Source organism: Halobaculum rarum, assembly GCF_040025155.1.
GTDB classification, from domain to species: domain Archaea; phylum Halobacteriota; class Halobacteria; order Halobacteriales; family Haloferacaceae; genus Halobaculum; species Halobaculum rarum.
The window spans coordinates 2,500,574-2,525,286 of sequence record NZ_CP157275.1 but is presented as its reverse complement, the minus strand read 5'-3'; the positions used below and the strand labels follow the sequence as shown (position 1 = coordinate 2,525,286).

Genomic DNA, 24,713 nt, shown 5'->3' with positions numbered 1-24,713 from the left:
CGCATGTCAGACATCGAAACCTCCACCGTCAGCGAAGAGGGCTTCACCAGTACGAGTCAGCTCGGCGACTTCTCGCTCACCATCGACGCGCTCGGCGAGGACGGCCCCGACCCCAACTCGGTCCTGGTTGCCGACTACGCCTCCTGCTACCTGCCCGCCTTCCGCGTCGGCGCAAAGCAGCGCGGGCACGAGGACCTCGGGCAGGTCCAGATCGACGCCGAGGCCGACCTCGACGACGACGACGACCTCACGGCGATCCGCTTCGACATCCACGTCGAGGCCGACCTCGACGACGAGACGCTCGCCGACATCGTCGAGCGCGCCGAGGGTATCTGTCACGTCCACTCGGCGCTGCGCGAGGGGCTCCACGCCGACATCAGGGCCCGCGCAGACGCCTTCTGAGGCCGTCGCCGCCGCTCGCGAGCGTTCCGTTTTTCGGAAAGCGACCGCCCGTGAGCGACGGCTCCGCGTCGCCCGCGAACTCAGCGACGGGTGTCGTCGCCGCGGTAGGATCGGTACGTCATCGCGCGGCCGTCGATGATCACGACCTCCTCGTCGGTGCGGTCGCTCACGACCCCGATGGGGTCGTCCGGCTCGTCACGGAAGACGTACGGTGAGTCGCGCTCTTCCATGTCAACAATTACCACGCTCTCGGATATAAATCTTCGTCAGACGGTACCACACACGATACCCACAGTCACCGGCGCCGTCGCGGGCTCAGCGCTTCACATCCCCGGCTGCCGCGTCCGCGTCAGCGTTCACACCGGAGCACGCGTCCGAATCCGGGTCCGCGTCGATCACTTCGTGGAGGTCACCGAGGTCGTCGAGGACGTAATCGGGGTCGTACGGTGAGTCGGCCACGTCGTCGCGATCGGTGACGCCCGTGAGGACGAGCGCGGTCGTCATCCCGGCGTCGGCGCCGAGGGCGATGTCCGTATCGAGCCGGTCGCCGACGACGAGGCACTCCTCGGGCGCGTGCTCGAGTACGTCGAGCACTAACCCGCGGGCGGTCGCCGACGGCTTCCCGAGCACGGCGTCGGGGTCGTGATCGAGCACCCCTCGAACCGCGTTGAGCACCGCGCCCGACCCGGGGACCAGCGCGTCCGGCCCGGGGATCACCCGGTCCGGGTCGGTGCCGACGTACGGCGTTCCGTCCCCGAGGACCGTCAGCGCCCGGACGAGTTCGTCGTAGTCGAACGAGCGGTCGATCGAGACGACGCCGGCGGTCGCCTCGCCGTGGTCGTCCGCGATCGACAGCCCCGCCGCCGACAACTGATCGACGAGTTCCGCCTCCCCGAGGACGTACAACGCGTCATCGGTGTGGTGCTCGCGGAGGTACGCGACCGTGCTGTCGGCGGCGGTCACCACCTCCTCGACGTGTGCGTCGATCCCGGCGGCGCCCAGCCGGTCGACGTACGCCGCCGGTCCCTTCGTCGGGTTGTTCGAGCAGAAGCAGACATCGAGGCCCACATCGCGCAGGTGCTCGACGGCCTCCGGCGCTCCCGGAATCGGTTCACGTCCGCGCACGATCGTTCCGTCTACATCGAGCACGACGCCGCGTATCACAGCCGCCGTTGGCGCGGCACGCTGTTGAACGCATCGCCCGTCGACGGCGACCGTCACGGATCCGTGAACGGTAACGCGTATGTGTCGCCAGCCCCGGGATCGGGTACAGTGACCGCCGCGCAGCTGACGTTGGTGCAGATCGACAACTACGGCCCGTGGACAGTGACGCCGGAGCCGCGTCGGGAGATGGACCTCCAGACGCTCCAGTCGCGTCTGTTCGCGGACATCGCACAGTACATCGGCAACCGGGGCGGCTACGTCTTCTTCACCCGCTTCGACAACATGGTCGCGGTGACGAACGGCCTCGACCGCCGGGACCACGAGCTCCTGCAGGAGTCCGTGGGGAACCGGTATCCCGTCACCGTGAGCCTCGGCGTCGGCGTCGACGAGGTGCCGATCGACGCCCTGGAGACGGCAACCGAGCGCGTGCAGGCGGCCGGCTCCGCACAGTCGTCGGACCGCAGCGAGGCGCTCGCCGGCGAGTTCCACGACGGGGACCCGACCGACGAGGACGTGCACATCGCACACTTCGACGTGAACGACGCGACCGGCAAGTACACCGACCGGCTCAACGAGTTCGACTCGTTCATCAACATCGAGCAGGGGTACGCCTCGCTGATGAAGTACATGCGCGAGGAACACGGCGCGCTCTCCTTCTTCGTCGGCGGCGACAACGTCATCGCGGCGTGCCCGGACCTCTCACACGACGACTACATGGGCGCCATCGACCACGTCGCCGCGGACGCCGACGTCCAGCTCAAGGTCGGCGTCGGCTCGGGCGCGACGCCCCACGAGGCCGGCTTCGCGGCGAAACACGCCCTCGAGGACTGCCGGTACGAGGGGACGCTCGTCGAGTTCGCCTGAGGATCCGTTCGCCCGGCACCGACACGGTTGTGTCGCCGGCGACCCGACCCACCGCCCATGACTGATCCCGACTCCGAATCGGCGGCAGCGACGGACCCGTCGGTCGCTCGCCGCTATCGCGCTCGCGGGAGCCTGCTCGGATTGGCCTGCGGCGACGCCCTCGGTCGCCCCGTTGCCGGCGACACCGCGGCCGCCGTTCGCGACCGCCACGGCCGCGTGACAGAGATGCTCGGCGCCGACGGCCGCCGGGCCGGGACGACCACCGGTCCCACGGCCGCAGCCGTCGCGTCGGCCCGCCGGCTGCTCGACCGAGCCGAGGACGCCTCGTCGACTTTCCCATCGGACTCCGAGCCGATGACGGACACCGCCTCGCTCCTCGCCCCCGTCCCGTATGGTTTCCTCTCGGGGGACGCGGTCGACCGGGCGGCGGCGGTCGCCGAGGACGCCACCGCGGCCGGGACGGCCGTCGGGACCGGCGCCGCGGAAACGTCCGCCGCGCTCGCGGTGATCGTCGGTGAACTCGTCGACGGCGAGTCGATCGAGGACGCGGTGTCGACCGCAATGACCGTCGCCGTGGCGCGCGGCGCGCCGGTCGCCCTGCGCGAGACGCTGGCAGTCGTCGGCGACCGCGGCGCCGTCACCATCGATCCCCACGGCGACCGAGCGGCCGCGTTCGAGACCGCGCTCCACGAGGCGGTCGCCGCTGACGACGCGGAGGAGGCGATCGTCTCGGCGGTGAGCCGCGGCGGGAACGCGAGCACGGTCGGTGCGGTCGCCGGCGCGGTCGCGGGGGCGCGCTTCGGCGCGGACGCGATCCCCGCGCGCTGGCTGAACGAACTCGACACAGCGACGGATCTCGCCACGCTCGCCGACGCGCTCGTGACGACCGATGTCGCGGACCGGTTCGACATCGGCGCCGCCACGGACGCCTAACGGGTGGACGATCCGGAGCGTCGACGGCGAGTGTGAGGCGGGGCGATCCCCGAGCGCTCTCGACGCCGCTGGGCCGTGGTGTGACACCGCCCCCTCAGTGGTGTGACTCCGTGGCACGGTTCCCGAAGATTCGTGAGGGGGGCCGTCCTCGGGCCTGTCGTGTACCACGACTACCACGTCCACTCGACGTACTCGGACGGGTACTTCATCGAGTTCATGGCGACGGCAGCCGCGGAGGCGGGGCTGTCCGGGATCGGTATCGCCGACCACTGCGTCGTCTCGGAGGAGTCGGCCGAGGACCGCTACCGCCGCGAGATGGGGTTCAACCTCGATCTCACCTACGAGCGCCGCCGCGACGCGATCGAGCGGCTTCGCGACCGCGTCGACGTACGACTGTTCGACGCCGTGGAGCTGGATTACGAGCCCCGGGACGAGGCGGCGATCGCGTCGTTCCTCGACGAGGCGGAGTTCGACTACGCGATCGGGAGCGCTCACGACCTAGAGAACGTAAACGTCCACGTTCGGGACTACTTCTCGGACAAGTCCGAGCGGGAGCGACGCGCGCTCGTCGACGAGTACTTCGAGAAGCTGGTGGCGCTCGCGGAGTCGGAGCTGTTCGCGATCGCGGCGCACCCGGACCTCGTGGAGCGCAATCCAGCCTTACGCGGGCTCGCGACCCGAGAGCACTACGAGCGTGCGGCCGCGGCGTTCGCGGAGTCGCGAACCGTCCCCGAGTTGAACGCCGGGCGCGTGCTCGACGAGTACGGCGAGTTCCACCCCTCGTCGGACTTTCTCGATGCGCTGGCCGACCACGGCGTCGCCGTCGCGGTCGGCACCGACAGCCATCGGCCGGACGTGATCGCTCCCCGAGTGGAGCGAATCGAGGCGGAGCTAGCCGAGCGCGGGTTGGAGCCGGTACGGGTGATCGACGGGCCGGACGCGGCCTGAAAAACCGGACGCCGCCGTTTCTTAGATGTGGCCTTCCTCGCGGAGCTGCTGGGCGTCGTCGGACTCGTAGCGCCAGACGACCTCGGCCTTCTCGTCTTGCCAGTCCCACGGCTCCGCGATGATGATGTCGCCCTCCTTGACCCACGTTCGGAAGCGCATCCGGCCGGGGATCCGGCCCATTCGCTCCTTTCCGTCGGCACAGCGGAGCGTGACGCGTCGGCCGCCGAGCATGTCGGTGACGGTGGCGAACACCTGGTTGTCGTCGGGCATCCTGAGGGGCTTGCGGTTCTGGGTGTCGTCGCTCATGGCGACGGGTAGGTGACCGAGTGGGATAAGTACGTGTATTCGACAGACGCCCCATGCGAGGGGCATCTCCGCCAGCGATCGCGTATCCCCGCCACCGATCGCGTCTGCGTCCGCCACCGGCCGAGTTCATCTCCGTCGTGTGGGTTGGTCCGGCGAGTCGATGGGTGGTCGAGTCGGTGGGAGCCCGACCGGCGGTCCCGAGCTGTCGATTCGACGGCCACGTCCCGCGGTTTCCCTCCGCCCGCTAAAACTCCGTTTAGGGAGGCTTTTTCCGGCGTGGACTCATACCTTGGAGCGATGACCGCACTCGCGACGACGATTCACGTCGGTGATGACCGATGAGGGGAAACGACCAGCAGGCGTACGACCGTGGGACGTCGCTGTTCTCCCCGGACGGCCGCATCTACCAGGTCGAGTACGCCCGCGAGGCCGTCTCGCGCGGCGCACCCTCCGTCGGCGTCAGGACGAGCGAGGGCGTCGTGCTCGCGGCGCAGGCACAGGCGTCCTCCAGCCTGATGGAGTCGGAGTCCATCGAGAAGCTCCACAAGCTCGACGACCACGTCGGCACCGCCAGCGCCGGCCACGTGGCCGACGCCCGGCAGCTCATTGACCACGCCCGGCGGATGGCGCAGGGCAACCGTCTGCGCTACCGCGAACCGGTCGGCGTCGAGACGCTGACGAAGTACATCACCGACCACATCCAGGAGAACACCCAGCGCGGCGGCACACGCCCGTACGGCGCCGCTCTCCTCATCGGCGGCTTCGAGGACGGCCGCCCGCGCCTGTTCGGCGCCGACCCCTCGGGGACGCCCCACGAGTGGAAGGCGACCGCCATCGGCGGCTCCCGCCAGGAGATCCAGGAGCTGCTGGAGGACGAGTGGAGCGAGGACCTCACGCTCGACGACGGGATCGGCCTCGCGCTGCGTGCCCTGTTCGGGATCAACGACGAACTCACCGCGGACGACGTCTCGCTCGCGACGGTCTCGGCGGACGGCTACACCGCCTTCACGGCCGACGAGATCACGGACCTCGTTGAGGGTCTGGACCTCGACGCCGAGGAAGACGCCGCCGACGACGCTGCCGCCGACGCCGACGACACGGACGAGGAGTAACGCGACCCCGGCCGGCCGACTGCGACGCGGTCCGATCGGTCCCCGTTTTCTCGACCCGTGCTCCGGCGACAGCGACGGCGATCGCGCCGACGGGGGCGACAGCGGAGGCGGCATCGCCGACCGATCGATTCAACGGCGACGGCGTCGTGGGCCAACCAATGACCGAGGACACGCTCGCGACGACGCTCGATCGGATCCGGGTGTTCCCGATCAAGTCACTCGACGGAGTCGACGTGGACGCCGCGGCGTTGGCGTCGGGAGGCGGATTCTCGCGGGACCGGGAGTTCGCCCTGGTCGACGCCGACGGCGACTACGTGAACGGAAAGAACGAACGGCGCATCCACCGCGTGTCCGCGGAGTTCGCCCTGGACGCGCGGACCGTCTCCCTTGCGGCCCCGCACGACGCCGACGCCCCCGCGCCCGCGACGTTCCACCTTGACGATCCTGACGAGCGCGAGGGCGTCGCGTCATGGGTCGGGGAGTTCCTCGGCTACGAGGTGGCGTTGATCGGGGAGCGAACGGGCGGCTACCCGGACGATACGGAGCTGACGGGGCCGACGGTGGTGTCGCGGGGGACGCTCCGCGAGGTCGCCTCGTGGTTCGACGGCGTGACGGTCGACTCGATGCGCCGGCGCCTCCGCGCGAACGTCGAACTCGCGAGCGAGGAGGCGTTCGTCGAGGACCGGCTCGTCGCCGAGCCCGGCAAGCGGGTTCGCTTCCGCGTCGGCGACGCCGAACTGCTCGGGGTGAACCCCTGCCAGCGCTGCGTCGTCCCCTCGCGCGACCCCGACACGGGCGCGGAGTTCGACGGCTTCCGGACGCGGTTCATCCGCAAGCGTGAGGAGACGATGCCCGGCTGGAGCGGCGGCGGGCGCTTCGACCACGCGTTCCGGCTGATGGTGAACACGGTCGTTCCCGGGGGAAGCGTGGGCGGGACGCTCCGCGTCGGCGACGACGTGCGGAGCCTCGGTACCGAACCGGAGTAACGTCGGCCGCCGATCGATGGAACCGTAGCCGAGACCTATTCGCCGTGTTTCTCGTACTCCTCGGGCGTGTACGTCTTGATCTCCAGGGCGTGCACCTCCCGGGTCATCGCGTCGCCGACGGCGTCGTACACCAGCTCGTGCTGCTGGACGAGCGACTTCCCCTCGAAGGCGGGCGAGACGACGACCGCGGCGAAGTGGGCATCCTCGTGCTCCTCGTCGGGCACTCGGGGCGTCGTGACGGTCGCCTCGCTGTCCGGAATGCCGGCCTCGATGGCCGCCTCGACCTCGTCCGTGCTCATGCTCATGGGCGAGGGTGGGCGGTCGTCGGGGAAAAAGCGGTCGGTGCGGGCGGCGACATTGGCGGACGAGCGGTCCCGACGGGCTTACGACCCGAGGCGGGAAACGGGCGGTCGTGACCGAGGCTGGAGGAGACGCTGACCCCGCGGACGCGGTTCGCGAGCGGTTGCTCTCCGAGCACGGCCCGCTGATCGACGCCGTCGACGCGGTCGCCGACGCGGTCGCCGACCGGTGGGACGATCACGACTACGGCGGCGTCCCACGGACGGGCGATCGCGACGCGGTGGTGCCGGCGCTGCGCGCGGCGCTCGCGGCCGCGGACGTGCTCGACCATCTCCCCGCGATGCTCGTGACGGGCGCGAACGCGCTCGGCGTGGACCTGCCGGCCTCGCCGGTCGCCGCGCCGCCGTACCTGGTCGTGACCGCGACCGGGCCGGTGGTCCGGGCGACGCTTCCCGACCGGGGGCGACTCGTGATCTCCGTCCGCGTGTTCGAGGTGGATCGCGGCGGCGACGCCCCCGCATACCGCCGGGTCGACGCGGGCGCTCGGGAGGCGCTGGCGGTCGAGGTGCGGTAGGGCGGGTGGACGCCGAGTGCGGGACGGGCTCCCTCCTACCCGCGGGCACACAGCCACAGCCCGATCCCACCCATCAGGAACCCCGGGGCCATGGCGACGACACCGAACGCGAGCGTCGCGTCGCTCGTCCCGCCGAGCGTCGGCAGGGCGGCCCCGAGTGACGCGGGCACGACGACCAGCGAGAGTACCACGCCGGCGACGACGACCGCCATGTCGCGGCTCACGGCCGCCCTCCGGACGCGGTCGGTCGTCGTCGGTCGCCTCGTATCCGCCCGGACCAGGTCGCTGGCCGCAGTCGTAATCGTGTCACGGGCGGAGGTCGGGCCGACGGGGCGAAACGCTTCATCCGAAACTGTCCGGACCATTTACGTGCGCGTCGGGAGACCGTTCCCGCGACCGGGTTCGGTCCGGATCCACACCACGATGAAGCGCATCCGACTCACCATCCACCCCCAGTCGCTCGACACCCCCGCGCTCTACCGGTACCTCACCGAGTCGCCGGACATCGACGCCGTCGAGACGGTGAACTGGAACGTCCGGACGCCGCCGGCGGGGTTCCTCCTGCGCGTCCGCGGCGACCTCGGGGCGCTCCGGGAGCGCCTCGCCGCCGACCCCGAGGTGACCGAACACGCGGTGTTCCCGGTCGCCGACCGCGATGGGTACTGCGTCATCGAGGGGCGCGCGCCGACGGAATCTCGGGCGCTGTGGGAGCACTTCACCCGCGGGAGCCTCATGACCGTCCCTCCAGTCGAGTGGAACGACGACGGGAGCAGCACCGTCACGCTCGTCGGGACGGAGTCGGACGTGCAAGCGCTCGTCGACGGCGTTCCCGGCGACATCCGCGTCGACGCCGAGCGGGTCGGGAGCGGGCGGATCGACCGACGGACGGCGCTCGATCGACTGACCGACCGTCAGCGCGAGGCGGTCGCCGCGGCCGTCGACCTCGGCTACTACGACACCCCGCGTTCGGCGACTGTCGCCGACGTGGCGACCGAACTCGACCGGGCCATCTCGACGGTCGGGGAACACCTCCAGCGTGCGGAGGCGAAGGTGATGACGCGGCTGTTCGAGTGACGCCGACGGAGTGAGGCTGGAGCAGGCGCGGGGACGGACGCGTCGCCGGCGCGCCGTCCACCGGGAGATTCCTGTGAACTTTTGCGGACCGACCGGGACACGCGGATATGACCGAGATCGTCGACTACGAGCTGTACGCGGTGCCGCCGCGGTGGCTGTTCCTGAAGCTGGAGTGTGCCGACGGCTCCGTCGGCTGGGGCGATCCGGTGGTGGAAGGGCGCGCACGGACGGTCCGCCGCGCTGTCGAGGAACTCGTCGAGGAGTACCTGCTCGGCGAGGACCCCGCGCCAGTCGCGGACCACTGGGAGCGACTGTACCGCGGTGGGTTCTACCGCGGCGGCCCGGTCCTCATGTCCGCCATCGCGGGGATCGATCAGGCGCTGTGGGACCTGAAGGGCAAACACCACGGCGCGCCCGTCCACGAGCTTCTGGGGGGGCCGGTCCGCGATCGGGTCCGGGTGTACCAGTGGGTCGGCGGCGACCGCCCCGCGGGTGTCGCGGAGGCGGCCGCCGAGAAGGTCGACGCGGGCTTCACCGCGCTGAAGATGAACGCGACGCCCGAACTGGAGCGCGTCGAGTCGCCGGCGACGATCGAACAGGCCGCCGAGCGCCTCCGGACGGTCCGCGAGGCCGTGGGGCCCGAAGTCGACATCGGCGTCGACTTCCACGGCCGGGCGACCAAGACCGCGGCCAAACAGCTCGCGGCGGCGCTCGAACCCTACGACCCGTTCTTCATCGAGGAGCCCGTACTCCCCGAACACAACGACGCGCTCGACGACATCGCCGCGAGCACGTCCACCCCGATCGCGACGGGGGAGCGGATGTTCCACCGGACCGACTTCAAGGAGATCCTGGAGGCGAACGCCGTCGACATCATCCAGCCGGATCTGAGCCACGCGGGCGGCATCACCGAGTGCCACCGCATCGCGTCGATGGCCGGCGCCTACGACGTGTCGGTCGCGCCACACTGCCCGCTCGGCCCGGTCGCGCTCGCGTCCTGTCTCCAACTGGACGCCGTCGCGCCGAACGCGCTCATCCAAGAACAGAGTCTCGACATCCACTACAACGAGACGAGCGACGTGCTCGACTACCTCGCGGACCCGTCGGTATTCGAGTACGAGGACGGCTTCGTCCCGGTTCCGGACGGTCCGGGCCTGGGCATCGAGATCGACGAGGACGTTCTGGAGGAACGCGACGGCCACGACGACTGGCACAACCCGGTCTGGCGTCGGCCCGACGGGAGCGTCACCGAGTGGTAACCCGGCGGCAACGACCTGATCTCTCAACGGACGCCGATCTCCGACTACCCGCCGCAGTACGGGGGTAGTCCGAGACGACGACGCCTGACAGCCGCCGGCGACGATGCCCGTCCGGGAATCGGGTGGGACTGAAAGGGGCCGACCGTCTCGGCTCGGGGGACTCGCTGTGCTCCTCGGCTCACTCCGTTCGCCTCCGGTGCTTGCGTCGCCCGCCTTCGCCGAGACGGTCGGGGGCTTTCGCGGTCGTCGTCGTCGCCGTACTCGCGTCGTCTCCACCACCGACGAACACTGATCGCGAACCAACCATCAAGTCACCCGACCGCGACACCTCACACACTCAATGACTAGCTTCGACACCTCCGCTATCGACGAACTCGAGCCGCGATCCAGATACGAACGGAAGGTCGCCGTCGTCACGGGATCCACCCGCGGCATCGGCGCCGGCGTCGCGAAGCGACTCGGGGCCGAAGGGGCACGGGTGGTCGTTACCGGCCGCAGCGAGGACGCCGGCGCCGAAACTGTCGCCGACATCGAGGACGCCGGCGGCGAGGCCGTCTTCGTCCGCGCGGACATGCGCGACCCCGACGACATCGCGGCGCTGTTCGAGGCGACCGCCGAGGAGTTCGGCCGCCTCGACGTACTCGTCAACAACGCCGGCGTCGAGACGTACACCGCCGCCGACGAGGCCGAGATGGACGACTGGAACTTCGTCCTAGAGACGGACTTCCGCTCGCACTGGCTGTGTGCCAAGCACGCCCGCGAGCACATGGACGAGGGTGCCATCGTCAACATATCGAGCAACCACGCGTTCGCGACGACGCCGAGCATCTTCCCGTACAACGCCGTCAAGGCCGGCATCAACGGGATGACGCGCTCGATGGCGATCGATTTCGGCCCCGACGTGCGCGTCAACACGGTGAATCCCGGTTGGGTCGCCATCGACCGCACCACCGGCGACATGAGCGAGGAGCGCCGCGAGGAACTCGCGAGCATCCACCCGACCGGTCGGATCGGCGTCCCCGAGGACGTCGCCGCGGCGGTCGCGTTCCTCGCCAGCGACGAGGCGGGGTTCGTCACCGGCGCGAGCCTCACGGTCGACGGCGGCCGGTCGGCGGTGCTGCAGGACGATTTCCTGCCGGACTACCGGGAACGCCGCGAGGAGTGAGTCGCCGCTGATCACGGGCGACTCACCGCGGACCGCAGGTGAATCGACGCGGGCTGTGGTCGCCCCGCCGCCGCCGACTCCGGCGGAGGTTTACGCCCGGGGTCCGTTCCGGCGGGTATGAACCCCGACGAGGTCCGCGAGGACTGGGCCGAGCGCGAGGGGAAGTTCTCCCCGCGCTACTACGCCGAGAAGGGACCCGACGACACGAGCGAGGCGATCCGGTCGGCGGTCGAGTTCTACGTCGGCACGGACGCGCGAGTGCTCGAACTCGGCTGTGGCTCGGGTCGCCACCTCGAACACCTCAGGCGCAACGACTTCGACTGCCTCACCGGCATCGACATCAACGACGAGTCGTTCGACGTGCTGGCCGAGTACTTCCCGACGCTCGCGGAGACGGGCGAGTTCCATACGGGGGCCATCGAGGATCTGCTTCCGGAGTTCGAGGACGACGAGTTCGACGCGGTGTACTCGGTCGAGACGCTCCAGCACGTCCACCCCGACGACACGTGGGTGTTCGAGGAGGTCGTGCGCGTCTGCGGGGACCTGCTCGTCACCGCCGAAAACGAGGGGAACGGCGCCGAGCGGGGCCGTGAGGGCGCCGAGGTGAGCTACGTCAACGACGAGTTCCCGCTGTACCACCGAAACTGGAAGGAGGTGTTCTCTGAGTTGGGCGGCGTGCAGGTCGTGAAGGAGCCGACGGAACGGGACACGATCCGGGCGTTCAAACTGGCCTGACCGGGCCGTATCCCGCATCACTTACTGGGCGGCTCGGCCCGAGGACCTCGCCGCCGCTACACCGAGACCTCGTTCGCTCCGCTCACTCGGTCTCGCTCACTTCCCCTCGAACTCCGGCTCCTCGTCGGACATGAACGCCATCACGCCCTCCATGAGGTCCTCGGTGTTCATCAGCTGGCCGAACGACTGCGCCTCTATCTCCAGCCCGGCATCGGTGTCGTCGCGCCCCGCGAGCATCGCGCGCTTCGTGTAGCGCTGGGCGACCGGCGGGCCGGCGGCCAGATCCTGTGCCAGATCCATCGCCGCCTCCTCGAGTTCGTCGTTCGCGACGAGCTCGTTGATGAAGCCGTAGTCGGCCATCGTCTCGGCCTCGTAGCGGTCGGCGGTGAAGATGATCTCCTTGGCGCGCCCCTCGCCGACGATATGGCGGAGGCGCTGGGTACCGCCCCAGCCGGGCAGCAGGCCGAGGTTATGCTCGGGCTGGCCCAGCTCGGAGCGCTCGGAGGCGACTCGCATGTCCGCGCAGGTGGCGAACTCCATGCCGCCGCCGAGGCAGTAGCCGTCGATGCCGGCGACGACCGGAAGGTCAGACGATTCGAACTTGCCGAACGTCGACTGTCCCTTCCGGGAGAGCTCGACCGCCTGCAGCGGGTCGCCGCCGCCGGCGGCCATGCTCTGCACGTCGGCGCCGGCGGAGAAGGCGCGCTCGCCCTCGCCGGTGACCAGCACCGCGCGCACGTCGTCGTCGGCCTCCAGCTCCTCGATCGCGACGCCGAGTTCGTCCAGCAGCTCGCCGGAGATGGTGTTCATCCGGTGCGGTCGGTCGAGGACGATGTGGCCGACGCGGCCCTCCCGCTCGATGCGGATCGTCTCGAAGTCGACCGCGTCCTCGGTGCCGTCGCCGTCGCCGCCGTAGAAACCGCGACCCTCATCCACGAGCTCGCGGAGGTAGTCGACTGCCTCGTATCGCTCAGCGCCCGTCTCCTCGTGGCGCTTCTCGAGCGTGTCGAGCAGCGTGTCGAGACCGGCCGTGTCGGCCATCTTCGCGGGGCCGTCGGGGAAGCCCGCCCCGAGCTTCACCGCCTGGTCGATGTCGCCGGCGTCGGCGACGTCGTTGCCGATCAGGCCGGCGACCTCGTTGGCCATCACCGCCACCAGGGCGTGCTTGACGTCCTCGTCGACCTCGTCGGAGGGAACCTCCGCGCCGGGACCGTCCTCGTAGTCGTAGAACCCCTTCCCGGTCTTCTTGCCCAAGTTCTCGTTGTCGACCTTCTCGGTCAGCAGGGGACACGGCTCGTAGGCGTCGCCGAGCACCTCGTGCATGTACTCGAGCACGTGGACGCCCACGTCGATGCCGACCTGGTCGGCCAACTCGAAGCTCCCCATCGGGAGGCCCATGTCGTACTTCGTCGTCGAGTCGACCGACTCGACGGTCGCCTCGCCCTCGTGGACGAGCCACGCCGCCTCGTTCATCAGGGGAACGAGCACGCGGTTGACGATGAAGCCCGGCGAGTCCTTGCGGACGCGGACCGCGGTCTTGCCCATCCGCTCGGCGACGTCCTCGACGAGATCCATCGTCTCGTCGGCGGTGTGCGCGCCGGAGATGACCTCGACGAGCTGCATACGCACCGGCGGGTTGAAGAAGTGCATCCCGCAGAAGCGCTCCTCGCGGTCGGTCACCTCCGACAGCTCCGTGATCGAGAGGCTGGAAGTGTTCGAGGCGAACACGGTGTGGTCGGGCGCGTGCTCCTCGACCTCGGTGTATACGTCCTTCTTGATGTCCATCTTCTCGGGCACCGCCTCGATCACGAGGTCGGCGTCGGCGACGGCGTCCTCGACGGGGACGACAGCCGTCACGCGGTCGAGCGCCGCCTCGGCGTCGCTCTCGGAGATCTGGTCCTTCTCTGCGAGCTTGCCGAGCGACCACTCGATCTGGTCGTAGCCGTTCTGGACGAACTCCTCGTTGATATCCCGCAGGTTCACGTCGAACCCCGCGAGCGCGGCGACCTCCGCGATCCCGTGGCCCATGTTTCCGGCACCCAGTACCGCGACCGTCTCTACGTCATCAACGTCCATGTGCGTCGCGTCGAAGTCCCGCCGATTCAACGTTTCCCTCCGTCGCGACGCAAACACGACACCAGTTTTCCGGAGTTGCACGTCCGTTCTCGAATCGGTTCCCGATCCTCGAACACGCTCGGTTCCGTCCCCGAAAACCGTTTCTCGCCCGCGCTCCACCACGACGTATGCCAGTGGACGCAGACGCTGACGCGTTCGACGATATCGACCCGGCCGACCGCGAGGCGCTGGAGGCGCTCCGAGGCGACGACCGGCTCGGTCCGGTGATCGACCGCCATGGCCCGCTCACGATCGATCCCGCCGCGGACCCGTTCGAGCGGCTCGTCGTGTCGATCCTTCGCCAACAGGTGTCGATGGCGTCCGCGGCGGCGACGCGTGAACGCCTGTTCGACGCAGTGGAGGTGACGCCCGAGGGGTTGCTCGCGGCCAACGAGGAGACGCTGAAGGGCGCCGGTCTGTCCCGGCAGAAGACGCGGTACGTCGGTAACGTCGCCGAGGCGTTCGCCGACAACGACTGGGATCGCGAGGCCTTCGCCGCGATGAGCGACGACGAGGTACGCGAGGAGCTGACAGCGATCACCGGCGTCGGCGAGTGGACGGCGAACATGCAGCTGTTGTTCTCGCTCGGGCGACCGGACGTGTTCCCCGTCGGCGATCTCGGGATCCGAAAGGGGATGGAGGAGCTGTACGGTCGCGAGATGAGCCGGGCGGAGATGGTCGAAGAGGCCGAACGCTGGGCGCCGTACCGCAGCTACGCGTCGCTGTACCTCTGGCGCGCGAAGGAGGACATCGCCGCGAGTGTCGATGAGGTCGTCGGCGAGGAGTAGCGCCGATACCGCGGCGACGTACGCCGACTCGAACGCATCGCTACTCGACTTCGCAGGGGTGAACAGAAGGGTGGAGCCGGCTTACAGCTCGACGGCTTGCTTGTTCCCGAGCGACTCGGGGACCGAGAAGCGAATACTCGTCGTCGCGCCGGCCATCGTGTTGATCTTGATAGTCACCTCGTCGCCCTCGGCGAGGTTCTCGGTGGCGAACTGGTTAACCTCGAACACGAGGTTGAGCCGGTCGTCAGCGTCGTTCAGGACGTTGTCGGAGCCGTCAGCGTCCTTCACGGCGACGTAGGAGAACCGGTCCGTCATCGTCGGACTCTGTGAATAGTTCTGCGTCGTCGACGTCAGCTGGTAGGTCCCGCTGGGACCGATCCAGGTCACGGTCGCGTTCTGGATGTCGATCTCGCCGGCACCGGGGGCCTGCGTCACCGTCACGTTGACGATGTCGATGACGTCACCGTTGACGTTGCCGACGGTGGCGACCTCCTGTACGCGATCGCTGACTTGTTTACTGCTCTGTTGTCCGGTTTCCTGTGACTTGCTCTGGAGGAAGCCGGCGGTGTTGATGAGGACGCCGGCGGCGATCGCCGCCACCAGCACCATCGCGATGAACACGATGAGCGTCCCGATTCCGACCTGCCCGCGCTCTTCCTCGTCCGTGATGAATTCGAACATTGTGTGTCGTTCCGACCCATCCGCGACGGGGGATCGGATATACCCGGATCGGTGCCCAGCGTGTTGATATACCTTCGCCGCCGAGTTTCAGGAACGATATTCTCGTCTCGTGGCCGGACGGACACGTCTCCGTATCGAGGTCAGCGAAAATCAGGCGACGCTCCGTTGCGGTCGAACGCCGTCGGTCACGCGTCGGTCCGAAGCGCTCCGGCCCCGTTCGGGGCTGGGATTACTCTTCGTCGTCCTCGTCGTCGTCTTTCATCGTCTGAAGCTGCGAGACCAGATCGTCGGTCGAGGCGCCCGCCTCGAAGCTCGCCTCGCCCTCGTGGTCGTTCTCGTGGGCGTCGACGGTCGACCCGTCGGCCGCGTCGGCGCCGTCGTTCTGCTGACGTTCCTGCTCGGATTCATCGTAGCTCCCGAAGCCCATGTCTTACTGTGGTGACCCGACAGGGAAAAGCAGTCCGGCCCGTCCGGGGGATGTGAGTTGCTGCCGCGTGCTACTCCTCGAGCCCTTCCTCCTCTTCTTCGTCGCTCTCGGGATTCCGGCCCTCGTCGGCGCGGCGCTGCACGTCGACGCGGTAGTGCTGGAGGATGTCACGCCCGAGGAGGATCGGGTACTCCATGTGTGAGCGGTCCTCGACGCTGGCGGTGACGGTGTGCTGTTCGCCGCCGATGCCGACGACGAGGTCGACGACCGGCCTGGCCTTCCCGGACTTCACCGAGCCGGACTTGACCCGGGTCATGCTCTTGATCGGTCCGGCGCCGATCTCTGCGGCCAGCTGCGTGTCGATCGACGAGCGCGTCGCGCCGGTGTCGGACTTCGCGTACGCCTGTGTCGCCCCCTGCGTCCCGGCGACGTTGACCTCCTCGATGTACCCGATGGTCGGGATCTGCCCGTCGTTTATCCGGCGCTCGGCGGGCATACACGCCGGCGTCGAATCGTCGAGCACTGCCGACAGCTCCTCGACTCGCTCGTCGTCGACGCTGCCGCCGCCGCGCTCGATGGCCAGCCGAGCGATGTGCGGCGCCGGCGAGCGACCGCTGGCCGCGAACAGCCCCTTGAACCCCGCGGTGGGGTTGACTTCGAGGACGTACCAGCCGTCGTACCCCTGCACGAGGTCGACGCCGGCGTAATCGAGCCCGACTGTTTCGGCAGCCTGCAGCGCCATCGCCTCCGCCTTCTCGTCCAGCGACGCCGTGGCGTCTTCCACGTCGCCGCCGAGTGCGACGTTGGTGCGCCAGTCGCCGTCCGGGGCGTAGCGGTTCATCGCGGCGACGATCTCGCCGCCGACGACGTACACGCGGGTGTCGTGGTGTCGCGAATCGTCGCGGTCGATGAGCTCCTGCAGGAACGCCTGCCGGTTCCCGACCATCGGATTGACCGGCTCGTCGAGGTCGATCTTCCAGGTACCGCCGCCATGAGTGCCGATCGCGGTCTTGTACACCCCCTCAGTCCCGAATCGGTCGCGACCGTCGTTGAGCCGGTCGTTGGACAGCGCGAGCAGCGCGTCCGGGACGCGGACGCCGTCCTCCGCCAGCGCGACGCCGGAGGCGAACTTGTGCATCGCCGTGAGGACCGCCGACGGGTCGTTGAGGATCGGTCGTGCGCGGCCGAACGTGTGCGCGAGGCCGAGTCCCTCCGCCGGCTGTTCGATGTTCGACAGCAGCATTCGGTTCGCGACCACGTCGACGTCCGGTTCGATCGCGACCTCGCCGTCCTCGATGCTGACGGCCGCGTTCTCCCGGCGGAGCCACTCGGGCTCGTGCCCCAGCGCCTCGATGGCGTTACAGATCGCTTTCGTTTCCTTGCTCGTGTGGAGCGAGAGCACCCCGACGCGTACCGACTCTTCAGTCATACAGGGTGACTCGTCGGGGGCATCAAATGTGTCCCGGTCGGGCGAACCGCGTGCGAATCCCAGACACGCGCCCCACAGTGAGGGTCCGAGGAGAGCCCCGCCGGTGTACAACGCGGCGACGGCGGCGAACCCGAGACGAGAATACGGCCGCCGATCCGCCGGCGACGCGGTAGTTTATCACGCTCGGTCCCACACCGGCGACCATGACTGACGCCGACGTCTTCACGTACAACGGGGGCCGGGTGGACCCGGGGGAGCGACAGAACATCCGGTTCGTGGTGTCGGAGACGTATCTCGGCGACCCCGTCCGGATCCCGGTGACGATCATCAACGGCGAGCGACCGGGCCCGACCGCGTTCCTCTCTGCGGCCGCCCACGGGGACGAACTCAACGGGATCGAGGTCGTCAGGGAGGTGGCTCACGAGTGGGATCTGTCGGACTTGGCGGGCACGCTCATCTGTCTGCCCGTGTTGAACGTTCCGGGCTTTCTCGCACAACAGCGCTACCTTCCGGTGTACGACCGGGACCTGAACCGCTCGTTCCCCGGCTCGGCCGACTCGACGAGCGCGAAGCGGATGGCCGCGCGCATCTACACGAACTTCATCGACCCGTGCGACTTCGGACTGGACTTTCACACGTCGACGCGAGGACGAACCAACATGATCCACGCCCGCGCCGACATGGGCGACCCGGACGCCGCCCGCCTCGCCCGCGCGTACGGGACGAACGTCATCATCGACAGCGAGGGGTCCTCCGGGATGCTCCGAACCGAGGCGGTGACCGACGGCATCGCGGCGATCACCGTCGAGATGGGCGAGGCACACCGCTTCCAGCGGGCGCTGATCGACGAGGCGCTCTCGGGGGTCCGCTCGACGTTCGCGGAGTACGGGATGCTCGAGGCCGAACAGGTCCGATGGCCCGGCTGGCGGACCGTGATCACAGATGAGCGTGAGAAGACGTGGCTCAGGGCCGACGGCGGCGGAATGGTCGACATGCACTTCGAGCGGGGCTCGCTGGTCCACGAGGGGGACACGGTCTGTACCATCACGAACCCGTTCAAGAACGACAACGTCGCCATCGAGGCACCGTTTACCGGACTCCTCGTCGGCGTCCTCGAGAACCCCGTGGTGTACCCCGGAAACCCGCTGTGTCACCTCGTCGAGCTCGACGAACGGACCCGACGGGTCGTCGAACTGGACCAGAGTCCGTCCGGGACGATCGGCTGACCCACTCCGGAACGGTCGGCCGGTGGCGTCGCTGATCGGGCCGGGTCACTCGACGACGCGCAGATCGGGAGCGACGACGACTCGGCGCCCTCCCTCCGGTGGTTCGAAGGCGATCGCCCCGTCCTCCTGCGGAACCGCCGACCACGTAAGGAACGCGCCGAACCGTCGCCAGGCGGTATCACCCTCGGCGTTCCACTCGACGGCGCCGCCGTCCGAGTCCACTTCCTCGCGCGCGGCGTCCGTTCCCGACGCCGGCCACTCACCGTTCGGACCGCGGCGGGTGTCGACTCCGTCTGCACCGGGGTTCCCGAACAGGGGATGGGTTACGCGGCCGCGACCACACGTCCCACACACGACCTCCGCGAGGACGGGATACGCAGTGTGGCAGTCGGAACAGATCCCGTCCGGGTCGTGGTCGGGACACCGGCTGAGCCGGCCGTCGACGGTCCCGCCGCACTCCAGACAGATCCCCTCGATCATGGGTCGCAGTCGGCGTTCGAACACCTGGTGGGCCCGGCGGAACAGCGGGGTGGGGTCCAACTGCTCGACGATCGGCGGAGGAAGGACGATCCCCGTGAGCGTGCCCGACGGGCACTCGTCGGCACCGAAGAGGCCCTCACATGCCGAACAGCAGGTGAACAGGTGGTGGTCGGCGTAGATCACGTGCACGTCGCCGCCGCATCGGGGGCACCGTGCGTCGACCGGCTCGGCCTCAAGATCCGCGTCTCCGTCGACGACGCCGCGCTCCAGCAGCCGGACGGTCTCCCGTCCCGGTTCGAGCAGCCGATAGCCCTTCGACGTCTTCTCGACGAACCGACCGGTGAGCTTCCCGAGGTGGTAGCTGAACTTCCCGCTATCGCGCTCGTCGACGGCGCGGCGTAGGTCGCTGTACGCAATCGGGTCGGTTCGAGGGCCCGCACGCGCCTCGCGATCGGCGAGCGCGCGGAGGATCGACAGCCGAAGGCTGTCGCCGAGGAAGGAGAACGCGTCGACTGCGCGATCGGTCACTGTCGGCCGTGCGGTCCACGTCGACAAAAAATTCGTGCAGCCGGACATGTTCGCCGACCTGCAGAGGATCCGGCGGGTATGCCGCCTCCGCCCCCGATCCGTCGCGTCGGCGTGCGGGTGCGTCACGTAACTACTATACCCCCATAGGCCGGAGCGACAGACGTATGAGCCAGTCGTATGACAGGGGTCTCGTCGAGGACTTCGGCCGGTGGCGGGAGTTCTCGGCGGGGATGTGGGCCTGGGTGTTCCACAAGTTCACGGGCTGGGTGCTCGTGGGATACCTGTTCACCCACATCGCCGTGCTGAGTACCGCCATCTCCGCGGCCGGACAGACGCAGGCCATCGCGACCGAAAGTGACGTGTACACCACCGTCATCGTCGCGTTGGAGAGTCTGCTGGTCGTTCGAATCCTCGAGGTCGGGCTGCTTGCGGTCGCCGTCTTCCATATCCTGAACGGCTGCCGCCTGCTGCTCGTCGACCTGGGGATCGGTCTCGAAAGTCAAGACAAGAGCTTCTACGCGTCGTTGATCCTGACGGGCGCCATCGTCGTCGCGTCGGTCCCGACGTTCCTCGCGGGGGTGTTTTAGAGATGGCCGAGCGCTACTCCTCGTTCGAGAAGGGCGGGCGCCGGTGGCTGTGGCAGCGGATCACCGCCGCGTTCCTCGTGGTGGTGCTCGCGTTCCACTTCTTCCTGCTCCACTTCGTCAACCACGCCGACGAGGTGTCGTTCCTCGCCTCGAGCGCGCGGATGACGGATCTCACCTACTACTCGCTGATGGTGCTGTTCCTGATCACCGCGACGTTCCACGGGGTCAACGGCGTCTACAACGCCTTGGAGAACCAGGGACTGACCGGCACGAAGAAGCAGGTCGTCAAGTACACGCTGATCGCGGCGAGCCTGGTGCTCGTCGTGCAGGGGATCCGCACCGCGAACGCCTGGGCGGGCCTCCCCACCTTCTAACAATGAGCACACAAGTTCCAGAGACGGACACGGAGACTGAGGCAGAGACCGAGGTCGAACACGGCGAACCGCTCGCGCCCGCACAGGAGGAGCGGATGCGAAAGAAGGCCGAGGCTCGCGCCGACCGCGAGGAGCGCGCGCGTCGCGAGGCCGCCGAGCGTGCCGACAGTGACGACGACACCTTCCACCTCAAGGTGTTCCGCTTCGACCCCGAAGTCGAGGGGAAACAGGAACCACGCTTCGACGACTTCCACGTCCCGTACGAAAAGGGGATGACCGTCCTCGACGCGCTCATCTACGCCCGGGACACGTTCGACTCCTCGCTCACGTTCCGGCACTCCTGCCGGCAGGCGATCTGCGGGTCGGACGCGCTGTTCGTCAACGGCCGCCAGCGACTCGGCTGCAAGACGCAGCTGTCCGACCTCGACCAGCCGGTTCGCGTCGAGCCGCTCCCGCACGCGGACGTCGAGAAGGACCTGGTCGTCGACATGGAGCACTTCTACGACCAGATGGAGGCGGTCGAACCGTACTTCGACGCCGACGAACTCCCCGACGGCGAACTGGATGAGCAGCGCCAGACACGGGAGAATCGCGAGAAGGTGAAGATGTCGACGCGCTGCATCTGGTGTGGCGCGTGCATGTCATCGTGCAACATCGCCGCGGGCACCAACGAGTACCTCGGTCCCGCCGCGATCAACAAGGCGTACCGCTTCGCCATGGACGAACGCGAGGGCGAGGACCGCAAGCAGCACCGGCTGAACATCCTCGAGCAGGAGAACGGCGTCTGGCGGTGTCAGACCCAGTTCTCGTGCACCGAGGTGTGCCCGAAGGACATCCCGCTGACCGAGCACATTCAGGAACTCAAGCGGGAAGCTGTCAAGAACAACCTGAAGTTCTGGTAGGCTCACCCCGGTCAACCACCCGAGCCGGCACGCGATTGAAGTAGGCCGAACCCCAAGCGCGTTCAACGACGAACCGTGGGGGTTCGGCGAGGACGGACGACCATCGAACGCAGCGACACCGACCGAACGCAGCAACACGGACACAACACACGACACATGTACGAACACGACGTCATCGTGGTCGGCGCCGGCGGCGCGGGACTCCGCGCGGCCATCGCCGCCCAAGAGGAAGGCGCGGACGTGGCCATCGTCTCGAAGCTCCACCCGGTGCGCAGTCACACCGGCGCCGCGGAGGGCGGCATCAACGCGGCCCTGCGCGAGGGGGACTCGTGGGAGGACCACGCCTACGACACCATGAAGGGGTCGGACTACCTCGGCGATGCCCCCGCCATCGAGACGCTCTGCAAGGACTCCCCGAAGGAGGTCATCCAACTGGAACACTGGGGCATGGCGTTCTCCCGCGAGGAGGACGGCCGCGTCTCCCAGCGGCCGTTCGGCGGGCTCTCGTTCCCGCGGACGACGTACGCGGGCGCCGAGACCGGCCACCAGCTGCTCCACACGATGTACGAGCAGCTCGTCAAGCGCGGCATCACGGTCTACGACGAGTGGTACGTCTCGGATCTCGCCGTCACCGACGAGGAGCGCCCGGAGGACCGCACCTGTCACGGCGTCGTCGCCTACGACATTCAAAGCGGCGAGCTCTCGGGCTTCCGCGCGACGGAGGGCGTCATCCTCGCAACGGGCGGACTCGGCCAGGTGTTCGAACACACCACCAACGCCGTCGCCAACACCGGCGACGGGGTGGCGATGGCCTACCGCGCGGGCGTCCCCATCGAGGACATGGAGTTCATCCAGTTCCACCCGACGAGCCTGCCCAGCACGGGCGTGCTCATCTCCGAGGGCGTCCGCGGCGAGGGGGGTATCCTCTACAACGCCGAGGGCGAGCGCTTCATGTTCGAGTACGGCTACGCGAGCAACGACGGGGAGTTGGCCTCCCGCGACGTCGTCGCCCGCGCGGAGCTGAGCGAGGTGGGCGAGGGTCGCGGCATCGACGACGAGTACGTCCACCTCGACATGCGCCACCTCGGCGAGGAACGCATCCTCGACCGCCTGGAGAACATCCTCCACCTCGCGAAGGACTTCGAGGGCGTCGACGGCCTCGAGGAGCCGATGCCGGTCAAGCCCGGCCAGCACTACGCGATGGGCGGCATCGAGACCGACGAGAACGGCGAGACGTGCGTCGGCGGGCTGTACGCGGCCGGCGAGTGCGCCTGCGCGTCCGTCCACGGGTCGAACCGCCTCGGCGGCAACGCGCTGCCGGAGCTCATCGTCTTCGGGAAGCGCGCGGGCGCTCACGCCGCGGGCAAGGACCTCGGCACCGCCGAGATCGAGACCGGCCAGCGCGGCGAGTACGAACTCGGCGAGGTCGACACGCCGGTTCAGCCCGGCGAGGTCGAGCCGGCGGGCGGCGAGGGCGACGCGGTCGCCGACGGCGGAGTGGCCGCCGAAACCGGTTCGGGCGACGGTAACGCCGTCGTCGAGCGGGCGGTCGTCCGCGAGCGCGAACGTGTCCAGTCGCTCATGGAGAAGGAGGACGGCCTCCAGCACGCCGAGATCCGCTCGGACGTGCAGGAGTCGATGACTCAGCAGGTGAACGTCTTCCGCGAGGAGGACGGCCTCAAGCGGGCGCTCGAGGACATCGCGGAGGCGCGCGAGCGCTACCGGGACGTCTTTGTGAAGGACCCCTCGCGCACGTTCAACACCGACCTCATCCAGACGCTGGAGACGCGCAACATCCTCGACCTGGCGGAGGCGATCACCCTCGGCGCGCTCGCACGCGACGAGTTCCGCGGCGCCCACTGGCGCGCGGAACACCAGGAGCGCCGCGACGAGAAGTGGCTCAAGCACACGATGCTGTCGTGGAACGACGGGACGCCGGAACTGTGGTACAAGCCGGTCATCCTCGAGGGCGAGGACAAGAAGTACGAGCCGAAGATCCGCTCGTACTGAGTCCCCCGCGCTCGCGTCGATCGCTCGCGCCCGTCCGTTTTCCGACCCTCTCGCCGTCAACAGTCGAAACTTCGGACTGTAACCCGGCGACTGCACAGTAACTCGTGGAGGAGTAATTCGCTTATTCGGGGGATACTGGCCGTCTCAGGGATCCTCGAACCTATTTCGACGAACGTCGTACCACAGTTTTACAGGTGTCGAAGTATTCGGAGGATTCACGATGGCTACCACGCACGCTGACGCCGCGGATGCCGCGGACACCGCGGCCGCCGAAGTCGACGAAGCGACACCGATGACGCAGCTTCCGACCGAGGTCTCCTCTCCCCGGGCGAAGCTGGTGTACCTGTATCTCGCGACCCACGGCGCGGTCTGTGAGGACAACCTGTGCGACGGGCTGTCGATGAAACGGATCTCGCTGTACTCCATTCTGAAGACGCTCCGGGAGGCGGGGCACGTCGAGAAGTCGGACGGCCGCTACGCGCTGGCGTAGCCGGGCGAGCATCGGGGAGAGACGGTCGCCCCCGCGATGAACGGCGTTATCCGCCGAGGAAGTCCTTGCGGACCTGTTCGTCGTTCAACAGCGCGTCGCCGGCGTCGACGTACGCGTTCTCGCCGTTGACGAGCACGTACCCGCGGTCGCAGCGGCCCAGCGCCTGCTTGGCGTTCTGCTCGACCATGAGGATCGCGGTCCCCTCGTCGTTGATGCGGTCGATACGGTCGAACATCTCCTGTACAAGATCGGGCGCGAGCCCGGCGCTCGGCTCGTCAAGTAGCAGGAGGTCCGGATCGAGCATGAGCGCGCGACCCATCGCGAGCATCTGTCGTTGCCCGCCGGACATCGTCCCGGCACGCTGGCCCGACCGTTCCCGGAGGATCGGGAAGCGGTCGTACACCCACTCGATCTGGTCTTCGGGGACCTCGTCGAGGATGTACGCGCCCATCTCGAGGTTCTCGCGCACGGAGAGGCTCTCGAAGATGTTGTCGTTCTGGGGCACGTAGCCGATCCCCTCGTGGATGATCTCGTCGGGTTGAAGGCCGTGGATCGGCGTGTCGGCGAACTCGATAGTGCCGCCCATGTACGATGTCAGCCCGAACACCGACTTCATCACGGTCGATTTGCCGGCCCCGTTCGGACCGACGATGGTGACGTACTCGCCGTCGCCCACGTCCAGGTTCACGTCGGTGAGAATCTGGAGGTCACCGTAGCCGGCGTCGAGACCCCGTACGCGGAGCAGGCTCTCCTCGGGGAGCACCGTGTCGGCCGCTCGAGCTGCGCCCCCGGTCGCCGTTCCCCCGTCAGCGGCGATCGGTGGTCCGTCGGCCACGTCTTTCGAGGCCTCGCGT

General features: G+C 68.5%; 29 protein-coding genes. 18 read left to right on the top strand and 11 right to left on the bottom strand.

Going from position 1 to position 24,713, the window contains the following annotated elements; translation table 11 throughout:
• Positions 1-3 precede the first annotated feature (3 nt).
• Positions 4-402 carry an OsmC family protein gene (locus ABJD39_RS12990; RefSeq protein ID WP_348609437.1) on the top strand — a complete coding sequence of 133 codons (399 nt, stop codon included), beginning with the start codon at positions 4-6 and terminating at the stop codon, positions 400-402.
• Positions 403-482: 80 nt separating this feature from the next.
• Here the strand turns inward: ABJD39_RS12990 and ABJD39_RS12985 are convergent, their stop codons facing one another.
• On the bottom strand, positions 483-632 hold the full coding sequence (locus ABJD39_RS12985; protein ID WP_348609429.1) for a hypothetical protein: 150 nt from the start codon (positions 630-632) through the stop codon (positions 483-485).
• Positions 633-717: 85 nt separating this feature from the next.
• A complete protein-coding gene (locus ABJD39_RS12980; RefSeq protein ID WP_348609426.1) occupies positions 718-1,566 on the bottom strand; it encodes an HAD-IIA family hydrolase in 849 nt (282 codons plus the stop codon).
• 108 nt (positions 1,567-1,674) lie between these two features.
• Between ABJD39_RS12980 and ABJD39_RS12975 the strand changes: the two genes are divergently transcribed.
• From ABJD39_RS12975 to ABJD39_RS12965, 3 genes are all read left to right on the top strand, one after another.
• Positions 1,675-2,430 carry a GTP cyclohydrolase III gene (locus tag ABJD39_RS12975; protein ID WP_348609423.1) on the top strand — a complete coding sequence of 252 codons (756 nt, stop codon included), beginning with the start codon at positions 1,675-1,677 and terminating at the stop codon, positions 2,428-2,430.
• Positions 2,431-2,487: 57 nt separating this feature from the next.
• Positions 2,488-3,363 (top strand): ADP-ribosylglycohydrolase family protein, encoded by an 876-nt coding sequence (locus tag ABJD39_RS12970; protein ID WP_348609420.1) that lies wholly within the window; start codon positions 2,488-2,490, stop codon positions 3,361-3,363.
• 216 nt (positions 3,364-3,579) lie between these two features.
• Positions 3,580-4,311, top strand: coding sequence for a PHP domain-containing protein (locus ABJD39_RS12965; RefSeq protein ID WP_348613645.1), 732 nt, complete (start codon positions 3,580-3,582; stop codon positions 4,309-4,311).
• Between the two features lie 21 nt (positions 4,312-4,332).
• On the opposite strand, the gene eif1A is transcribed toward ABJD39_RS12965, so the two are convergent.
• A complete protein-coding gene (gene eif1A, locus ABJD39_RS12960) occupies positions 4,333-4,617 on the bottom strand; it encodes a translation initiation factor eIF-1A (RefSeq protein WP_348609417.1) in 285 nt (94 codons plus the stop codon).
• 338 nt (positions 4,618-4,955) lie between these two features.
• Between eif1A and psmA the strand changes: the two genes are divergently transcribed.
• A complete protein-coding gene (psmA, locus tag ABJD39_RS12955) occupies positions 4,956-5,729 on the top strand; it encodes an archaeal proteasome endopeptidase complex subunit alpha (protein WP_348609414.1) in 774 nt (257 codons plus the stop codon).
• A 158-nt stretch (positions 5,730-5,887) separates the two neighbouring features.
• On the top strand, positions 5,888-6,715 hold the full coding sequence (locus ABJD39_RS12950; protein WP_348609411.1) for an MOSC domain-containing protein: 828 nt from the start codon (positions 5,888-5,890) through the stop codon (positions 6,713-6,715).
• A gap of 35 nt (positions 6,716-6,750) precedes the next feature.
• Here ABJD39_RS12950 and ABJD39_RS12945 read toward each other — a convergent pair whose 3' ends face one another.
• Positions 6,751-7,020 carry a BolA family protein gene (locus ABJD39_RS12945; protein WP_348609408.1) on the bottom strand — a complete coding sequence of 90 codons (270 nt, stop codon included), beginning with the start codon at positions 7,018-7,020 and terminating at the stop codon, positions 6,751-6,753.
• A gap of 107 nt (positions 7,021-7,127) precedes the next feature.
• Here ABJD39_RS12945 and ABJD39_RS12940 point away from each other — a divergent pair, with 107 nt between their 5' ends.
• Positions 7,128-7,589 (top strand): hypothetical protein, encoded by a 462-nt coding sequence (locus tag ABJD39_RS12940; protein ID WP_348609405.1) that lies wholly within the window; start codon positions 7,128-7,130, stop codon positions 7,587-7,589.
• A 35-nt stretch (positions 7,590-7,624) separates the two neighbouring features.
• Here ABJD39_RS12940 and ABJD39_RS12935 read toward each other — a convergent pair whose 3' ends face one another.
• Entirely contained in the window at positions 7,625-7,813 is a 189-nt protein-coding gene (locus ABJD39_RS12935; protein WP_348609401.1) for a hypothetical protein, read from the bottom strand.
• Between the two features lie 145 nt (positions 7,814-7,958).
• Here ABJD39_RS12935 and ABJD39_RS12930 point away from each other — a divergent pair, with 145 nt between their 5' ends.
• The 4 genes from ABJD39_RS12930 (at position 7,959) to ABJD39_RS12915 (ending at position 11,822) form a co-directional block, all read left to right on the top strand.
• Positions 7,959-8,663, top strand: a complete 705-nt coding sequence (locus ABJD39_RS12930; RefSeq protein WP_348609398.1) for a helix-turn-helix domain-containing protein — start codon at positions 7,959-7,961, stop codon at positions 8,661-8,663.
• A 107-nt stretch (positions 8,664-8,770) separates the two neighbouring features.
• A complete protein-coding gene (gene dgoD, locus ABJD39_RS12925) occupies positions 8,771-9,922 on the top strand; it encodes a galactonate dehydratase (RefSeq protein WP_348609395.1) in 1,152 nt (383 codons plus the stop codon).
• Between the two features lie 340 nt (positions 9,923-10,262).
• Positions 10,263-11,087: an SDR family NAD(P)-dependent oxidoreductase gene (locus tag ABJD39_RS12920; RefSeq protein WP_348609393.1), complete on the top strand. Its 825-nt coding sequence runs from the start codon at positions 10,263-10,265 to the stop codon at positions 11,085-11,087.
• 117 nt (positions 11,088-11,204) lie between these two features.
• A complete protein-coding gene (locus ABJD39_RS12915) occupies positions 11,205-11,822 on the top strand; it encodes a class I SAM-dependent methyltransferase (protein ID WP_348609390.1) in 618 nt (205 codons plus the stop codon).
• Positions 11,823-11,918: 96 nt separating this feature from the next.
• On the opposite strand, the gene ABJD39_RS12910 is transcribed toward ABJD39_RS12915, so the two are convergent.
• The gene (locus ABJD39_RS12910) at positions 11,919-13,898 is read right to left on the bottom strand and encodes a 3-hydroxyacyl-CoA dehydrogenase/enoyl-CoA hydratase family protein (RefSeq protein ID WP_348609386.1); all 1,980 of its coding nucleotides are present in this window, start codon (positions 13,896-13,898) and stop codon (positions 11,919-11,921) included.
• A gap of 167 nt (positions 13,899-14,065) precedes the next feature.
• Here ABJD39_RS12910 and ABJD39_RS12905 point away from each other — a divergent pair, with 167 nt between their 5' ends.
• Complete coding sequence (locus tag ABJD39_RS12905) at positions 14,066-14,725, top strand: DNA-3-methyladenine glycosylase family protein (protein WP_348609384.1); 660 nt, start codon at positions 14,066-14,068, stop codon at positions 14,723-14,725.
• 81 nt (positions 14,726-14,806) lie between these two features.
• Here ABJD39_RS12905 and ABJD39_RS12900 read toward each other — a convergent pair whose 3' ends face one another.
• The 3 genes from ABJD39_RS12900 to ABJD39_RS12890 all read right to left on the bottom strand — a co-directional run bounded on the left by ABJD39_RS12900 (position 14,807) and on the right by ABJD39_RS12890 (position 17,262).
• Positions 14,807-15,406: an archaellin/type IV pilin N-terminal domain-containing protein gene (locus tag ABJD39_RS12900; RefSeq protein ID WP_348609381.1), complete on the bottom strand. Its 600-nt coding sequence runs from the start codon at positions 15,404-15,406 to the stop codon at positions 14,807-14,809.
• Between the two features lie 229 nt (positions 15,407-15,635).
• Positions 15,636-15,833 (bottom strand): DUF5786 family protein, encoded by a 198-nt coding sequence (locus ABJD39_RS12895; RefSeq protein WP_348609379.1) that lies wholly within the window; start codon positions 15,831-15,833, stop codon positions 15,636-15,638.
• Between the two features lie 70 nt (positions 15,834-15,903).
• Complete coding sequence (locus tag ABJD39_RS12890; RefSeq protein WP_348609376.1) at positions 15,904-17,262, bottom strand: RimK family alpha-L-glutamate ligase; 1,359 nt, start codon at positions 17,260-17,262, stop codon at positions 15,904-15,906.
• Between the two features lie 203 nt (positions 17,263-17,465).
• On the opposite strand from ABJD39_RS12890, the gene ABJD39_RS12885 reads away from it, so the two are divergent.
• On the top strand, positions 17,466-18,488 hold the full coding sequence (locus ABJD39_RS12885; protein WP_348609375.1) for a succinylglutamate desuccinylase/aspartoacylase family protein: 1,023 nt from the start codon (positions 17,466-17,468) through the stop codon (positions 18,486-18,488).
• Positions 18,489-18,533: 45 nt separating this feature from the next.
• Here the strand turns inward: ABJD39_RS12885 and ABJD39_RS12880 are convergent, their stop codons facing one another.
• Positions 18,534-19,496 (bottom strand): DUF7351 domain-containing protein, encoded by a 963-nt coding sequence (locus ABJD39_RS12880; RefSeq protein WP_348609374.1) that lies wholly within the window; start codon positions 19,494-19,496, stop codon positions 18,534-18,536.
• A gap of 164 nt (positions 19,497-19,660) precedes the next feature.
• On the opposite strand from ABJD39_RS12880, the gene sdhC reads away from it, so the two are divergent.
• The 5 genes from sdhC to ABJD39_RS12855 all read left to right on the top strand — a co-directional run bounded on the left by sdhC (position 19,661) and on the right by ABJD39_RS12855 (position 23,859).
• Positions 19,661-20,083: a succinate dehydrogenase, cytochrome b556 subunit gene (gene sdhC, locus ABJD39_RS12875; protein ID WP_348609371.1), complete on the top strand. Its 423-nt coding sequence runs from the start codon at positions 19,661-19,663 to the stop codon at positions 20,081-20,083.
• 2 nt (positions 20,084-20,085) lie between these two features.
• Positions 20,086-20,457, top strand: coding sequence for a succinate dehydrogenase (locus ABJD39_RS12870; RefSeq protein WP_348609369.1), 372 nt, complete (start codon positions 20,086-20,088; stop codon positions 20,455-20,457).
• 2 nt (positions 20,458-20,459) lie between these two features.
• Positions 20,460-21,359 carry a succinate dehydrogenase/fumarate reductase iron-sulfur subunit gene (locus ABJD39_RS12865; RefSeq protein WP_348609367.1) on the top strand — a complete coding sequence of 300 codons (900 nt, stop codon included), beginning with the start codon at positions 20,460-20,462 and terminating at the stop codon, positions 21,357-21,359.
• 156 nt (positions 21,360-21,515) lie between these two features.
• Positions 21,516-23,369: an FAD-binding protein gene (locus ABJD39_RS12860; protein WP_348609364.1), complete on the top strand. Its 1,854-nt coding sequence runs from the start codon at positions 21,516-21,518 to the stop codon at positions 23,367-23,369.
• Between the two features lie 220 nt (positions 23,370-23,589).
• Positions 23,590-23,859 (top strand): TrmB family transcriptional regulator, encoded by a 270-nt coding sequence (locus tag ABJD39_RS12855; RefSeq protein WP_431357849.1) that lies wholly within the window; start codon positions 23,590-23,592, stop codon positions 23,857-23,859.
• A gap of 46 nt (positions 23,860-23,905) precedes the next feature.
• On the opposite strand, the gene ABJD39_RS12850 is transcribed toward ABJD39_RS12855, so the two are convergent.
• Positions 23,906-24,622: an ABC transporter ATP-binding protein gene (locus ABJD39_RS12850; RefSeq protein WP_348613643.1), complete on the bottom strand. Its 717-nt coding sequence runs from the start codon at positions 24,620-24,622 to the stop codon at positions 23,906-23,908.
• Between the last annotated feature and the right edge of the window lie 91 nt (positions 24,623-24,713).

What these genes read in the sequence shown, in the direction of transcription:
- ABJD39_RS12865 (WP_348609367.1), top strand. Translation starts at nt 20,460, where the DNA reads ATGAGCACACAAGTTCCAGAGACGGACACGGAGACTGAGGCAGAGACC.
- ABJD39_RS12870 (WP_348609369.1), top strand. Translation starts at nt 20,086, where the DNA reads ATGGCCGAGCGCTACTCCTCGTTCGAGAAGGGCGGGCGCCGGTGGCTG.
- dgoD (WP_348609395.1), top strand. Translation starts at nt 8,771, where the DNA reads ATGACCGAGATCGTCGACTACGAGCTGTACGCGGTGCCGCCGCGGTGG.
- ABJD39_RS12970 (WP_348609420.1), top strand. Translation starts at nt 2,488, where the DNA reads ATGACTGATCCCGACTCCGAATCGGCGGCAGCGACGGACCCGTCGGTC.
- ABJD39_RS12905 (WP_348609384.1), top strand. Translation starts at nt 14,066, where the DNA reads ATGCCAGTGGACGCAGACGCTGACGCGTTCGACGATATCGACCCGGCC.
- sdhC (WP_348609371.1), top strand. Translation starts at nt 19,661, where the DNA reads ATGAGCCAGTCGTATGACAGGGGTCTCGTCGAGGACTTCGGCCGGTGG.
- psmA (WP_348609414.1), top strand. Translation starts at nt 4,956, where the DNA reads ATGAGGGGAAACGACCAGCAGGCGTACGACCGTGGGACGTCGCTGTTC.
- ABJD39_RS12910 (WP_348609386.1), bottom strand. Translation starts at nt 13,898, where the DNA reads ATGGACGTTGATGACGTAGAGACGGTCGCGGTACTGGGTGCCGGAAAC.
- ABJD39_RS12855 (WP_431357849.1), top strand. Translation starts at nt 23,590, where the DNA reads ATGGCTACCACGCACGCTGACGCCGCGGATGCCGCGGACACCGCGGCC.
- ABJD39_RS12945 (WP_348609408.1), bottom strand. Translation starts at nt 7,020, where the DNA reads ATGAGCATGAGCACGGACGAGGTCGAGGCGGCCATCGAGGCCGGCATT.
- ABJD39_RS12895 (WP_348609379.1), bottom strand. Translation starts at nt 15,833, where the DNA reads ATGGGCTTCGGGAGCTACGATGAATCCGAGCAGGAACGTCAGCAGAAC.
- ABJD39_RS12950 (WP_348609411.1), top strand. Translation starts at nt 5,888, where the DNA reads ATGACCGAGGACACGCTCGCGACGACGCTCGATCGGATCCGGGTGTTC.
- ABJD39_RS12900 (WP_348609381.1), bottom strand. Translation starts at nt 15,406, where the DNA reads ATGTTCGAATTCATCACGGACGAGGAAGAGCGCGGGCAGGTCGGAATC.
- ABJD39_RS12885 (WP_348609375.1), top strand. Translation starts at nt 17,466, where the DNA reads ATGACTGACGCCGACGTCTTCACGTACAACGGGGGCCGGGTGGACCCG.
- ABJD39_RS12915 (WP_348609390.1), top strand. Translation starts at nt 11,205, where the DNA reads ATGAACCCCGACGAGGTCCGCGAGGACTGGGCCGAGCGCGAGGGGAAG.
- ABJD39_RS12990 (WP_348609437.1), top strand. Translation starts at nt 4, where the DNA reads ATGTCAGACATCGAAACCTCCACCGTCAGCGAAGAGGGCTTCACCAGT.
- eif1A (WP_348609417.1), bottom strand. Translation starts at nt 4,617, where the DNA reads ATGAGCGACGACACCCAGAACCGCAAGCCCCTCAGGATGCCCGACGAC.
- ABJD39_RS12965 (WP_348613645.1), top strand. Translation starts at nt 3,580, where the DNA reads ATGGCGACGGCAGCCGCGGAGGCGGGGCTGTCCGGGATCGGTATCGCC.
- ABJD39_RS12860 (WP_348609364.1), top strand. Translation starts at nt 21,516, where the DNA reads ATGTACGAACACGACGTCATCGTGGTCGGCGCCGGCGGCGCGGGACTC.
- ABJD39_RS12920 (WP_348609393.1), top strand. Translation starts at nt 10,263, where the DNA reads ATGACTAGCTTCGACACCTCCGCTATCGACGAACTCGAGCCGCGATCC.
- ABJD39_RS12985 (WP_348609429.1), bottom strand. Translation starts at nt 632, where the DNA reads ATGGAAGAGCGCGACTCACCGTACGTCTTCCGTGACGAGCCGGACGAC.
- ABJD39_RS12890 (WP_348609376.1), bottom strand. Translation starts at nt 17,262, where the DNA reads ATGACTGAAGAGTCGGTACGCGTCGGGGTGCTCTCGCTCCACACGAGC.